This window comes from uncultured Thermomonas sp. (assembly GCF_937872235.1).
GTDB lineage: Bacteria > Pseudomonadota > Gammaproteobacteria > Xanthomonadales > Xanthomonadaceae > Thermomonas > Thermomonas beijingensis.
This window is the reverse complement of record NZ_CALMPC010000028.1, coordinates 1-12,794: the sequence shown is the minus strand read 5'-3', so window position 1 is coordinate 12,794 and position 12,794 is coordinate 1. Positions and strand designations below refer to the sequence as shown.

Annotated in this window: 13 protein-coding genes; all 13 read right to left on the bottom strand. The window is 61.8% G+C overall.

What is annotated here, in order from left to right; all coding sequences use genetic code 11:
• Positions 1–1,144, bottom strand: a 1,144-nt coding sequence (locus QWB57_RS02815) for a hypothetical protein (protein WP_288968249.1), incomplete at its 3' end; no start/stop codon positions are given.
• Positions 1,145–1,163: 19 nt separating this feature from the next.
• Positions 1,164–3,362: a type II secretion system protein GspD gene (locus QWB57_RS02810; RefSeq protein WP_223629088.1), complete on the bottom strand. Its 2,199-nt coding sequence runs from the start codon at positions 3,360–3,362 to the stop codon at positions 1,164–1,166.
• The gene (locus tag QWB57_RS02805) at positions 3,359–4,030 is read right to left on the bottom strand and encodes a hypothetical protein (RefSeq protein ID WP_223629087.1); all 672 of its coding nucleotides are present in this window, start codon (positions 4,028–4,030) and stop codon (positions 3,359–3,361) included. The genes QWB57_RS02810 and QWB57_RS02805 overlap by 4 nt, the downstream gene beginning before the upstream one ends.
• The gene (locus tag QWB57_RS02800; protein WP_223629086.1) at positions 4,017–4,628 is read right to left on the bottom strand and encodes a GspMb/PilO family protein; all 612 of its coding nucleotides are present in this window, start codon (positions 4,626–4,628) and stop codon (positions 4,017–4,019) included. Before QWB57_RS02800 ends, QWB57_RS02805 begins: the two co-directional genes overlap by 14 nt.
• Positions 4,625–5,731, bottom strand: coding sequence for a hypothetical protein (locus tag QWB57_RS02795; RefSeq protein ID WP_288968247.1), 1,107 nt, complete (start codon positions 5,729–5,731; stop codon positions 4,625–4,627). The genes QWB57_RS02800 and QWB57_RS02795 overlap by 4 nt, the downstream gene beginning before the upstream one ends.
• The gene (locus QWB57_RS02790) at positions 5,637–6,704 is read right to left on the bottom strand and encodes a type II secretion system protein GspK (protein ID WP_288968246.1); all 1,068 of its coding nucleotides are present in this window, start codon (positions 6,702–6,704) and stop codon (positions 5,637–5,639) included. Before QWB57_RS02790 ends, QWB57_RS02795 begins: the two co-directional genes overlap by 95 nt.
• Positions 6,701–7,318, bottom strand: a complete 618-nt coding sequence (locus tag QWB57_RS02785) for a type II secretion system protein (protein ID WP_223629083.1) — start codon at positions 7,316–7,318, stop codon at positions 6,701–6,703. The genes QWB57_RS02790 and QWB57_RS02785 overlap by 4 nt, the downstream gene beginning before the upstream one ends.
• Positions 7,315–7,734, bottom strand: coding sequence for a prepilin-type N-terminal cleavage/methylation domain-containing protein (locus QWB57_RS02780; protein ID WP_223629082.1), 420 nt, complete (start codon positions 7,732–7,734; stop codon positions 7,315–7,317). Before QWB57_RS02780 ends, QWB57_RS02785 begins: the two co-directional genes overlap by 4 nt.
• Positions 7,734–8,120, bottom strand: coding sequence for a type II secretion system protein (locus QWB57_RS02775; RefSeq protein WP_223629081.1), 387 nt, complete (start codon positions 8,118–8,120; stop codon positions 7,734–7,736). The genes QWB57_RS02780 and QWB57_RS02775 overlap by 1 nt, the downstream gene beginning before the upstream one ends.
• A 9-nt stretch (positions 8,121–8,129) precedes the next feature.
• Positions 8,130–8,585 carry a type II secretion system major pseudopilin GspG gene (gene gspG / locus QWB57_RS02770; RefSeq protein ID WP_288968244.1) on the bottom strand — a complete coding sequence of 152 codons (456 nt, stop codon included), beginning with the start codon at positions 8,583–8,585 and terminating at the stop codon, positions 8,130–8,132.
• Positions 8,586–8,652: 67 nt separating this feature from the next.
• A complete protein-coding gene (locus QWB57_RS02765; RefSeq protein ID WP_223629079.1) occupies positions 8,653–9,846 on the bottom strand; it encodes a type II secretion system F family protein in 1,194 nt (397 codons plus the stop codon).
• Positions 9,847–9,855: 9 nt separating this feature from the next.
• Positions 9,856–11,562, bottom strand: a complete 1,707-nt coding sequence (locus tag QWB57_RS02760; RefSeq protein WP_223629078.1) for a GspE/PulE family protein — start codon at positions 11,560–11,562, stop codon at positions 9,856–9,858.
• A complete protein-coding gene (locus tag QWB57_RS02755; protein WP_223629200.1) occupies positions 11,552–12,343 on the bottom strand; it encodes an ABC transporter permease in 792 nt (263 codons plus the stop codon). The genes QWB57_RS02760 and QWB57_RS02755 overlap by 11 nt, the downstream gene beginning before the upstream one ends.
• Positions 12,344–12,794 lie beyond the last annotated feature (451 nt).

The window sequence follows — 12,794 nt, the reverse complement described above, 5'->3', positions numbered from 1 at the left end:
CCTGCAATGCTGTCAGCTCGCCCTGCAAGGACTGCGCCCAGCTCGCTTTATCGTCGCGATCGGCTTCGGCCTGCTGATACAAGCCCTGCAATGTTGTCAGCTCGCCCTGCAAGGACTGCGCCCACGCCACCGCCTGTGCATGCTCATGGGTCAATTCACCGTGCCGCTGATGCAGTGCATGCAAGTCGTCATCCAACTGGCGTGACCACTGCCCTTGCATATCCAACTGCCCACGCATGGCGTCTGCATCCCGCTGCAACTGTTGCGCGTGGTTGCGGCTAGTTGCCAGCAACTCCGCATACGCGTCGACTAACGGCGCCAACGGTTGCATGTGTGCCGCAAAGGCATGCTCTATCCGGATACTGGCCGCTGGCTCGGGGAGCGTAGTCAGTAGCGGCAGCAGCGCCATCGCTGCAGCACTGTCTGCGGTGTCTGCCGTTTGGTGGTGGCGCAATTGCGGGTCAAGGAAAGCATCTATTTGACGGGCAACATCCGCGCTCGCGTGCAGCTCGACCCCCAACACTTGTGCAACCCTCTGCAGCTGTGTCCGCCAATCTGCCAGCAGCGCATCGTAACGCAACAACACTCGTCGACAGCCGCTGCTGGCGTGTACCGACTCCAGCAAATAGCGCGCCCACAGCAATTCGCCAATGGCAGGCGGCAAGCCATCTCGCCGTGCCAGCGAACCCACCACTTCCTTTGGTGGGCGCGACACCAACACCACGCGCAGCGCTACGCCGCAGCGTTCCAGCACACGCTGCCACAACGGCAGCAGACGACACAGGCGCGGGTCTTTGACCGCCCACAGCGAAACACCGGCAAAGTCGCGCTGCACGATCGCAACCAGCGCATCGAATGCCGTTTGCGCAGCCGCCGATGCCAGCCAATTGTCCGGCAATGGCCGCGGGTCATCCCAAGTGCGCTCCAGCGCAGCCAGCAAGCGCTCGTGCACCGCCACCACATCGGCATGCTCCCAGAACCCGGACGGGTTATCCGGGCCGGCCGGCATCAGGTTCTCTCCCAATGCCACGCCGTGCAGATTGAGCACACGTGTGAATGCCGAGGTGCCGCTGCGGTGCATCCCCAGCACCAACAAGGCTACTGGGGAAACCGTTACCGCCTGTATTTTTTTTACCTTGGCCATGCCACAGCAGTACGCAGGATCAATTCGGCTTCGCTACCGACGCAGGGAGCGGCGTAGCGGGTTGCGGCACTGCTGGCGCAGCTTTGAGAGGAGGCATCGCCGGTGACAAATCGAGCAACTCGAAGCGCTGACTCAACGAGCGGGTTAGTTCCGCCGTCTGATCATCGGATTCAAGGATATACGGCACGATCATCAGCACCATCTCGGTGCGATTGGTGCCATGGGTCTGCGACTTGAACAGGTTACCGAGAATCGGTACATCCTTGAGGAAGGGCACACCGCTATCCCCGGTGGTGCGGCGCTGGGACATCAGCCCGCCGATCAAGATCGCGCTGCCATCGCGCAGATTCAAACTGGTGGAGACCGATCGGTTGAAGATCGCCGGCGAATTGACCGACGAATCGGACCCTACCGGCAATGCTTCACTGACCTCTTGGCGCAGCTCGATATCGACCCGGTCATCCGAATACACCACCGGCTTGATGTTCAGCAGGATGCCGGTCTTGCGGTATTGGATGCTTTGGATGATGCCGGTGTTCCCGCCGGTCTGAATACCGGAGGTTGCCTGCGCACTGATGGTGGGTACTTCGGTACCAACATCGATACTCGCATCTTCGCCACTCTTCACCATCAAGCGCGGGGTGGACAGTACGGTGATGCGGTTCTTGCTGGCCAACGCGGTCAAGGTGGCGCGGGTTTCGCCGCCAATATCCAGCAAGTAACTCAAGCCAGATCCGCCGGTGGCTGCGGCCAATTTGCCGGAACTGATATTGCCGTTGAACTTGCCCAAGTCCGCATTGTGGGCCAACCACGACACCCCGAATTGCTGGTCGTCGGTCAACGTCACTTCCGCCACGGTGACTTCAATCATCACTTGCCGTGGCGCCTTGTCCATCTGCTGGATCAAGGGCAACAGCCGCCCCCAATCGGTAGCGCTGCCTTGGAAAATGACCGCATTGCGCGGCTCATCCAAGGTCAGTTTGCCACCGCTGAGATCACCACCCGATGTACTGCCCGAGGCCGTACTGGTGGCGGCAGCGGCGGGTGCAGCGATTTGCCCCACTTTGCTGCCATCGATGGCGTCGCGATCACTGCCTTTGCCACTCGATGAATTACCGCGAATTCCGGTGATGGTCTTGACCAACTCCGATGCTCGCGTGTTCTTCACCATGTAGTAGAACAGGCCATCGGTTCCGGCGGTGGGGTTGGGTTTGTCGATACTGCGCGCCCAGTCGATGGCGTGCTGCAAAATCTTGCGGTCGGACGAAAACACCAACACCGTATTGGCGGCACTGACCGGCAACACCAGGATGGCGGCACTGCCGCCACCGCCACTGGCATACACCGAGGCACCATAGCCTTCGGCGCTGAGTACATCAACCAAACGCTTGGACAATTCATCGGCCGATACAAACGCCGGCTCCAACCGCGCACTGGCACGCCCACGCATATACGGCTGATCAAACACCTTGATCGCGTCCAGCGCCTGCCGCACCAACTCCGGGCGCCCCATCAGCAACACCGCATTGCGGCTGTTGTCCGGCTGGATGCTCAACGCTTCGGATGATTTGAAGGCAACATTCAACAGGCTGATCACGTCGTTGACGCGCACTGATTGCAATTCCACCAGTTGAAATACCGGCCGATGACTGATCGGTACAGCGGGCAATGCACGCCCACTGACCACCAGCGGCGGCACGATGCCGGCCCCATCACGGGCGCGACTGAAGAACACCGTGCCGGAACTGAAATCGGTGGCCACGCCATAGTTGCGCAATACCTGTACCGCCAACCGATAAAACTCTTTCGGTGACTGCGGGCCTGCAGTGCGCAATGTAACCAGATCATTCATCTTCGAGACTTGCACATCCATCTGGAAACCCGCGCCCAGAATCTGTCCGAAGAATTCATTGATGAAGGCCGGAACCGGCATCCCTTCGATATTCACATTCACCGCGCCACCTTTCAGCGGCGGCATCGGTTCGCCTTGCACACCGGACACACTGGCCGCGCCACTCTCTGGAATGGCAGGGGTTTCGCCGACCGACAATGCCTGACGTGGCGGTGACGCGGCATTTTGTCCGAGCAATGCAGCGGCTTCCTGCTGCGTGCGGGTCGCGGTCGGTAACGGCTCAGGCAACACCAGGCGTGGCGTCGTGCAGGCGCCGGTCAACAGTGCGATACCGGTGGCAGCAAGGAGGGGACGGAGATTGTTCATGCCAGAGACTTGCCTGAAATTTGACGATATGAGGATGACGATTGGGCACCGTTACGCGGTGCTGTTGTGCCTTGGGGTGGCTTGCTTGGCGGCTCCACCGGTGCCACTGGTGCACTTGGCATGACCACAGTCGGCTTGTCGGTACCCGCAGCTGGTGTAACAGGTTTGCCATCCGGACCAATGCACCCTTCAGGGTCGGGGTGCACGCTGTTTTGATACAACGACTTCACCCGCTTGCAGTCATCCTTGGTAACCCAGATGCGGTCACGAGTGACGGCGTTGAGCACGGCACCATCGGGTAGTTTTTCGCCAACCCTCACCCAGGTTTGCACGGGCTGACCTTGCTTGCCGGCCTCGCTCACCGACACCTGCACCACAGGGCTGGTAACGATTCCGGTCAGCGTCCACGTCGCCTGTTTTTTCTCGGCACCACGCTGGCCTGGCATCAGCAAATCACCCCAAAACTTGGCGCTGCGCACCGCTTGATAAGTGTTGTCACTGAAACGCTTGAGCGCCTGTGCATTGGGTAGCGACCATGTGGCTTCCTCCGCCTTGGGCGGATCGGCGGCGCGGATCGGCAGAAACAAGCCCACCACGGTACCCATGATCGCGCCCGCCACCACCGCAACCGGCATGGGTTTGCGCTGCAACAGATCAACCAGCGCCATTGCTTGCCCCCTGCGGCTTACCTGTGCCCACGCGGTAATACGCCGCCAGCGTCAGCGACATATTGGGCAGTCCTTGCACGAAAGTGAAGGACAACTCTTCCACCGTGACCAAGCGGTCTGAATCTTCCAGGCGGCGCAAAATTTCCAGCATCTGCGGCTGGCTGAGGACACCGCGCAAGGTCACCGGAATCTTCCATACGCCTGGCTGGCCAGTGACTTCTGCCGGCGGCCGCGCCTCACTGGTCAACTTGTTGCCAAACGCCGTCATCAACTGCCGCACCATCGTCTGCGCTTCTGCTTGCGCAAGGCCGATGGTGGCTGCATTCGGAATTTCCGCCTGCAACGCTTTTTCCGCTGCCTTGGCATTTTGCGCGCGCCCCAACCAGTGTTCCTGTCCGGCCAATGCACTCATTTTGTAGAGCTGCAATGTGCGCTGCTGATATTGCGCATGCAGATCGCTGCGCCAATCCATCAGCACCAGACACAGATAGAGGAACCCCACTGCAGCGGCGGCCATCACCCCGATGCGCAGCCGCAGATTGCCGCGCCATTCTTCGCGCATCCCGCGCAAACGCACACTCGCCATGCCCGCACTCATTTGCCTGACCCCTTGCCGGATGCGCGCACCACATGCGCCTTGACGACCACGCTATTGGGCTGTTTGCCCAATTCCGCAGTGACATCCGTAAACCGTTTCGAAGCCTCCCAGGCCGTCACTATCGCGCGCGGATCGGGGTTGACCATGCGTGCCGTGACTTCCAGCGTGCGCGCATCGGGCACCTTCCATTCCAGCAATTGCCACTGCCCGCGCATCAAGCCTGAGACCAGCCCCATCAATTCGATCTGTCCGGCCGGCGGGCGCAACGCCAACCGCGCATCAATCGCGGCACGCGCTTGCAATGCGTCATCGCGGGCGGTGATGATTTTATCCAGCACTTGTTCCTGCTCTGCGATTTGCTTGTCAACCTGCCAAATCGAGATTTTCAGCGCCACCACCCCCACCAGCAGCGCCATCAACACCGCCGTTGCAATGCCGGCTGCCGCCAATGCCAAATAGCCGCGGTAGTGGCCAAAGGCTTCGCGAATATCCGGGCTGCCCGACGCCGCCCACGGCTGTGCCTGCAATTCCGGCACCAGGATGTCCGGGGCGGCAGCGGCTGGTGACAGCCCGGCACCACGCCGAAATTCGTTCCACTCGGCCAATTCTGGCAGTTCGCTCCACCAGCGCGACGCCACCATCACGTTGTCGCGCCAGACCCGGCCTTCCAGCCCTTCATCCAGTTGCACCAGCTGTTCACCGCTGACTTGCGGTGCACCACGGAACATCGATTCGGGTAACACTCGGCGGGGTTGCGGCAACGCCATGCCGTCGGGCCCAGCCAGCACCCGCCCACGCGACCATGCCCACGCCATTGCACGGTCACCCACCCACTCCACATGCGATTGGGTGTCGGCAAACGGCGACCAGCGCGCCAGTGCCATCTCCACGAAGCCTTTGCGCTTGCGGGCAGGTACGGCAGCGCCATCCAGTACCGTGTAGGCACACAGATGCCGCGCCAGCAGCCATTCCTGGCCATTGCCGCCTTCGCTCAGCTGACGCAGGCCATTACTGCCGCGCAGCCACCGGCTTGCGGAAAAGCCGCGAACGAACCGGTTCAGCAACGGCATCCGTTGCCGGGGCTTGGGATTGGATAAGCTCATAGTCCTCACGCCAGGGGCGACCCTTGTCCTCGATCGGGGTCATCGACCAATGCATCAATGTCACCTGTCCCCCATGCGAAGGCCACAGCTTCAAAGTGCCAGACGCCGCAGGATACACGGCCACCGGGGCCTCCATCGACTTTTCCAGTCCGATGAACTCAGAAAACGCCACCGCGCTCAGGAACGGTTGAACTTTGCGGAACGCAATGGCGCGCGCCGCTTTCTCCGCATCCATGCCGTCAATCGTCAGCAATACCCGCGCCGGGGCCGTATTTACATTGATGATGGAGGCCGGCTCCACCGTCAGTGTCGAGGTGATTTCGGCCGGGCTCAAGAACGACAAGGCCTGCTGCCAGCCAATCACCCGCATCAACTCCATCGGCGTGGCCACTGGCAGATTGGTGGGCGGTGCCATCCCTGCGGCAATGTAGCCTTCGGCTTCCATACTGTTGAGCCGGTACAAATTGTCGCGATCCTGATAGTCCATCAAGCGATTGAACAGCGCGCCTGCCGACACTGGCCGTGGCTGCCCCCCTTGCGCCAATAGTTTTTCCAGCTTGTCAGGGGGGTTCCAGTTCACCCCGAACAGGCCGTAATCGTCTTGCAAGGCAAAACGTGCGCCGCCTAAACCTTGGTTGGCGCGACCGTCCAGCGCCACTTCATTGCCAATCGGCAACCACGACTCCAGATCGGCATCACTGACCGCCGGGCGCACGCCATCCTCACCGCCGGAAACCATGTTATCCACGGTCAGCCCGCCCAAGGTCATGCGTTGGGTGCTGAGCAGATACAGCGCGGTTGCACGGGTGCTATCCATGTCCAACGCGTCCTGCATCGCCTGTGCCCGCTGCCGTGACTGTTCCAGCAAGCGCGAGGTGACTGCCGCGATGGAGCCGGCCAACAGGCCCAGTACCACCAGCATGGCCAACACCAGCACCAGCACGAACCCGGATTGGTGACGATGCCCCTTCATTCCATGGTCTGCTCATCGCCATACAAGCGCTTGGGTGGCAGCAACGGGCCCAACACTGCTGCCAGTTGCGACACGCCATCACCGCGCCCCTCGCGCACCAGCCCGATCAGCGCCGGCAAGCCTTCGGGGTCAATCAAGCCCAACTGCGGCGGCCAGCGATCGGTCTGCTTCAAGGTCGCATCGACATAAATGAAATGCGCCCCGGCAGCACCCTGCAAAGGCAAGCTCCAGCGCTCCTTGCCGGCCTCCGCATACACCACTTCGGTGCCGCCATCGCTGGTCTTGCGCAGGCTCCACGCGATTTGTGTGGGCGTGCCTTCCTGCGCATACAACGGGTTCAACGTGGTGCCGGAAAACTGCTCGGCGCTGCCATCCAAATGCAATTTTGGTGCGGCATACAGGCCATGCACACTGTCGCGGAACCACGATTGGAACAAGGCCTGGCGGTCGATCAGCCCGGCCTGCGCTTGCACCCGTTCCCGCGCCACCCGATAGCTGCCCAGCATCTGGAACATCAGCATGGTGGCGAACGAAATCAACACCAGCGTCACCAGCATCTCCATCAAGGTGAAGCCAGCCACGGCATTGCGGCGTTGCACGATGCGCCTGATCACATGTCCACCGGCGTGGCCATCACCTGCTTCCAACCCACTTGCCGCACCTGGAACGTTTGCAGCAACTGGCCATTGCGCGACACCCGCACGCTGACCTCGTACAGGCCCACCACGAAAATTCCTGGCCGCCCCGACTGCACCACATTCGGCTTGGCCGGCTCCAACAGTGCACTGATCCAGCTGACTTTCAAATCCCCCACCTGACGCTCCCCAACCGGGGTATCCATCGGGTTGGTGCGCCGAATCAGATCCAGCGCCGAGTGCATGGTCAGCTCCAATTGCTGCCGCGCACGGATTCGGTCAAGGGTGATGATATTGGTGGACAACCAGCCATACAGCGCCAGTGCCCCCATGGTGAACACCACCAGCGCCACGATGGCTTCCAGCAAGGTAAAGCCGGCTTGCGCGCGCCGCATCACGGCGTAATCACCGGATCACAGAACGGTGCCGTAACCTTGATGTTGCGCACGCCGTAGGTATTGCCCACGGCCAGCTCGCCAGCGCTGCACACGCCACTACCCGCTACCGTCATCGCGGTGGGTGCCGTCAGCGTCCAACCGTCCTCAATGGTCAATGGCGGGGGTTTGGATGCCAGTGTTTTATCGTCGATGACAATCGTTTTGCCATTGGCCCGCGCCACGCCGGGCAGTGCGCGAATCTGGTCGAGCACTGCATCCATCGCCGCCTGTCGGCGCCAACTGTCGATGCCATGCAGCATCGATGGCACCACCATCGCCGTGACCAAGCCCAACAGCGCCAGCACCACGATCATTTCCAGCAAGGTAAACCCGGCGTGACGCATCGTTGCCGGTTACTGCGGGTTGGCCGTTGTTTGGCCCGGCAAGTAGCCCACATCAGCATCTTGCCCTTGACCACCGGGTTTGCCGTCGGCACCGAACGAGTACAGGGTGAATGGATTGTTGCCGCTGGGCTGCGGCGAATATTGATAAGGCTGACCCCACGGGTCGCTTGGTACCGCCTCGTCCAGATACGGCCCGGCCCAACCGCGTGCGGCATCGGCATTGGCCGGTTTATTGGTCAGCAGCAGCAAACCTTCTTGTTCGGTCGGCCAGCGGCTGATATCCAGGCGCATCGTCTGCAACGCACCGCGCAGCATCTTCACCTGCGTTTGCGCCGTCTGCACCTTGGCCTTGTCGGCCTGCCCGAACAGGCGCGGCCCGACCAAGCCCATGATCAGGCCGATGATGACCAGCACCACGATCATTTCCAGCAGGGTGAAACCTGCCTGGTGCGGAAGGGATTGCATATTGCGCTGTCGCATCGAGGAGTCCTGTTGATTCAAGTTGGCGCTGAATGTGTTGCTGCAGATGCCGCTAAACCGCGAGGTCATTGGCGCTGGTAATGGCCAGAATCACGCCTAGGATAATCGTGCCGATCACGCTGCCGATCACCAAAATGGCAATCGGTTCCAGCAGGATCAGTACCCGTTTCATGCGGTTGCGCCCGGCCTCTTCATACAGCTTGGCCAATGAATCCAGCATGGATGCCAATTTGCCGGAGCGCTCGCCCACCCGCACCAGGTTGTAACCGGTGGCGGTCAGCGCATCGTGATCCTCCAGCGCATCGGCCAAGGATGCCCCGCCGCGCACCGCGCGCGCCACCTCGCCCATGCGGGCGCGCCGCTGCGGTAACTGCAAGCCGGCCTGGGCCAATTCCAGGCCACGCATCAACGGCACCTTGTTGCCCAATAGCGCGCCCAGCACCTTGGCCCAGCGCGCCGTGTCGGCCTCCACCAGCCACGGCCCCACCACCGGCCAGCGCGACAATTTATCCATCGCCGCCGCGCGTAATTCCGGTTTGCGCAGTGCCCAAGTGGTCCCCATCGCTGCCAGCACCAGCAGCACCGACAACAGCCCAAAGTTGGCCCGCGTCCAAGTGCCCGCGTGCAGCACCAGCCACGCCAGCAATGGCAGATCCTTGGCGTGCTGCAACAACGACGCAAACTTGGGCACCACGAAAACAAACATGATCGCAACCGCCGCCACCCCGGCCATGACCAGCACCGCCGGGTAGATCAGCGCATTGCGCATTTCGTTGCGTAACTGCTGCTCGTATTCCAGCTGGGTGGAAGCATCGCGCAGGGCGCGCCCCAGCTCACCGGTCAATTCACCCGCACGCGCCAGCTGGATCACGTACTCGGGCAAGGGCAGCCCGCATTTGGCCAACGTGGCGGAAAATGCCTGGCCGCGCTGCAAATCGCGTGACATGGTGGCAAACGCGGCCACGATTTTGGGATGGTGCGCGCCCACCGCCTGGCTGCCCACTGCGTCGGCAATGCTGACCCCGGAGGTCAGCATGGTGGCCAATTCCTGCAACGCCAAAATCACATCGGCATGCCGCAGCCGGCCGCGCTGGGTGCGTCCAGTGGATTCGCCGGAGCGGATTTCGACCACCGACAAGCCACGCCGCTCCAACTGGCGCGCCGCGTCGCGCTCGCTGTCGGCACGCAACATGCCTTCCAGGCTCACGCCTTGCGCATTCAGGACTTGATAGTGAAATCTGGGCATCGGTCAGTCTCAGCTCCCCGCCACGCGCAGCACTTCTTCCACCGTGGTCAACCCTTGCCATGCCTTCAGCAAGCCATCGTCGCGCAGGAACCGGCAACCTTCCTCGCGCGCCAGTTTTTTCATGTCATTGACCGAAGCGCCACTGACGATCAAATGCTGCATCGGCTCGCTCACCGGCACCAGCTCATAAATGCCCAAGCGCCCGCGATACCCGGTATTCATGCACTGGCTGCACCCCACCGCGCTCATCCAGCGCGGGGCCACGCCGGGCAACACCTTCTCGGCAAACACCCGCGCCTCGGCTTCAATCTCGGCCGGCACCGGATGCGGCCGCGTGCAATGCGGGCACAGCCTGCGCACCAAGCGCTGCGCCTGCACGGCGCGCACGGGGGTGGCCACCAGGAAAGGCTCCACGCCCATGTCCACCAGGCGCGTGAACGCGCTGATGGCATCGTTGGTGTGCAATGTACTCAACACCAAATGCCCGGTCAGCGCGGCCTGCACGGCAATTTCGGCGGTTTCCAGATCGCGGATTTCACCGATCATGATCACGTCGGGGTCTTGCCGCAAAATCGAGCGCAGCGCATTGGCGAACGTGAGCCCAATCTCCGGGTGCGCTTGAATCTGGGTGATCGCCGGCAGCTGGAACTCCACCGGGTCTTCCACCGTGATGATTTTTTTCAGCCCGTCATTGGCCGCTGCCAGCGCCGCGTACAAGGTGGTGGATTTACCCGAACCGGTGGGGCCGGTGACCAACACAATCCCGTTGGCCTCGGCGGTCCAGGCTTTCATCAAGGCCAAATGGTCGGCTTCGAAGCCCAGTCGTTCCAGCCCCAGCTCCTTGCGTTCCTTGGGCAGCAGACGCATCACGATGGATTCGCCATGCACGCCCGGCAAGGCCGACACACGAATATCCATTTCCTGCCCGCCCACGCGGGTGGACATGCGCCCGTCCTGCGGCAGGCGGCGCTCGGCAATGTCCATGCCGGAAATCAGTTTCAAGCGCGACGCCACCGCGTCAAAGCGGTCACGCGGCAAGCTCAGGCGGTTGTGCAAGACACCGTCGATGCGGAAACGCACGCTGAAGGTACGCTCTTCCGGCTCCAAATGGATATCTGATGCCCGTTGTTCTACTGCCTGCGCCATCAGATTGCTGACCAGCTCCACCACCGGCGCTTCTTCGGCCATCGCGCGCAGTTGCTGCTCATCGCCGCCGCCAAAAAAATCATCCGCACGCGCACTGTGTGCCAGCCCGTCCAGCATCCGCTCCAGATCCTGCGCCCGACACAAGCACCAATGCACCTTGCGTCCCGGATAGGCGTGCTGCATGGCTTCACGCAAGGTCGGCAGCAGCGGGTCACGCGCCGCGCACAGCAGATCATTGCCCTCTCCCGGCCATACCAGCACCTGCTGATCCAGCAACCAGTCGATGCCGGTCGTGGCCTGCCCTGCGGTCAGCCGCAGCATGTCCTCGTCTGGCAGCGGCACCTCGGCGCCCATCAGCGGCAAGCCCAATTGCCGGCCCAGCACTTGCAGCAAGTTGTCCTCGCTGACCGCACCAATGCGCATCAACACACTGCCCAGCCGGCCGCCGATTTTTTCCTGCAACGCCAGCCCGCGCTCCAGGTCGGCCTCGCCCAGCAAACCGGCGTCCAGCAGCAACTCGCCCAGCAAGCGGTCGCGCGGGGCTGCGCGCAGTGCAACATCAGAGGACATCAGCGAATCCTTTCTTGAATTTGGTAAATGCCCACAGGCCGAACGCATACGCGACCACGGCAACCAACGAATACTGTGCCAGAGTCTGCCAGTCTGGCCACTGACCGTCGAACAATACGCGGCGAATCTGTTCCACCGGAATGGTGATCGGGTTCAGCGCCAACCACGGCTGCGCCAGTGCCGGCATCGCCTGGCGCGGGTAAAACACCGGCCCCAGAAACATGCACACCATCACCAGCGGCCCAACCAATTGGGTCAGGTCGCGCAAATACACCCCCAGCGCGGCCAGCAACCAGCACAGCCCCAACAGCAGCAGGGCATAGGGCAGCACGATCAAGGGCAGCGCCAGCACCGTCGGCGACAAACCGGTGCCCCAGACGGCATTCAGCACCACCAGCACCAGCAGCGCCATCAGCGCATGGAACAACGCGGTCAACAGCGCCACCCAGCCCAACACTTCCAGAGGAAATACCACCTTGGTGACATAATTGGGCTGCCCGGTAACCAAGGTGGGCGCACGTTGCAGCAATTCGGCCAACAGCCCGTGCACCACCATCCCGGCCAGCAGTCGCAGCGCAAACATGCCCATGCCCTGCGCTTCGGCACCCGGCCAGCGGGTGGGGGCCACCACGCCAAACACAAAGGTAAACACCGCCAGCATCAGCAGCGGTGTCAGCAGGGCCCACAGCCCCCCCAGCAGCGAGCCACGGTAGCGACCGCTGATGTCGCGCCAGCTCAGAATGCGGATCAGCGCGGCATGCCGCCACGGGTGGACAAACACATTGGGCAAGTTCAAAACTCCAGGCAGACGCCGCGCACTTCGGCGCGTAATAGAGTACTAAAGAGATCGCACTCGCAACGCCAAGGCATGGGTGTTTGGCGATCGGACTAGGCCACAAAGCCTAGCGTTTGCCGCATTCATATTGCGCTGCCCCCCACCCCCCCGCATCTACGGGGATTGACGCACCCTGAACATTGGGTTAGCGTCCGCACTGCAACTTGATCAACTAGGGGAGCAGGGGGGTTTGCGTCCGGTTCATACCGCCGCAGGTTCGTCAAAAGATTCATCAGAATTCAAGCAAGCCTAGAAGAAGCCGGATGCCGGAGGCCCAGCCTCTTGGTACCGGGCATGGGCCGTGCAGCCGGAGCAAGTTGCAATCAACCGTTTTATAAACTGACAGGAGTTAGTTAGACATGTCTAGCATGAAGAAGAACGTCCTCGCCGTTGCCCT

Excerpts from the sequence above, each read along its gene's own strand:
- QWB57_RS02800 (WP_223629086.1), bottom strand. The coding sequence starts at position 4,628 with ATGAGTGCGGGCATGGCGAGTGTGCGTTTGCGCGGGATGCGCGAAGAA.
- QWB57_RS02760 (WP_223629078.1), bottom strand. The coding sequence starts at position 11,562 with ATGTCCTCTGATGTTGCACTGCGCGCAGCCCCGCGCGACCGCTTGCTG.
- QWB57_RS02775 (WP_223629081.1), bottom strand. The coding sequence starts at position 8,120 with ATGCGTCACGCCGGGTTTACCTTGCTGGAAATGATCGTGGTGCTGGCG.
- QWB57_RS02780 (WP_223629082.1), bottom strand. The coding sequence starts at position 7,734 with ATGCGGCGCGCGCAAGCCGGCTTTACCTTGCTGGAAGCCATCGTGGCG.
- QWB57_RS02790 (WP_288968246.1), bottom strand. The coding sequence starts at position 6,704 with ATGAAGGGGCATCGTCACCAATCCGGGTTCGTGCTGGTGCTGGTGTTG.
- QWB57_RS02810 (WP_223629088.1), bottom strand. The coding sequence starts at position 3,362 with ATGAACAATCTCCGTCCCCTCCTTGCTGCCACCGGTATCGCACTGTTG.
- QWB57_RS02795 (WP_288968247.1), bottom strand. The coding sequence starts at position 5,731 with ATGAGCTTATCCAATCCCAAGCCCCGGCAACGGATGCCGTTGCTGAAC.
- gspG (WP_288968244.1), bottom strand. The coding sequence starts at position 8,585 with ATGCAATCCCTTCCGCACCAGGCAGGTTTCACCCTGCTGGAAATGATC.
- QWB57_RS02805 (WP_223629087.1), bottom strand. The coding sequence starts at position 4,030 with ATGGCGCTGGTTGATCTGTTGCAGCGCAAACCCATGCCGGTTGCGGTG.
- QWB57_RS02765 (WP_223629079.1), bottom strand. The coding sequence starts at position 9,846 with ATGCCCAGATTTCACTATCAAGTCCTGAATGCGCAAGGCGTGAGCCTG.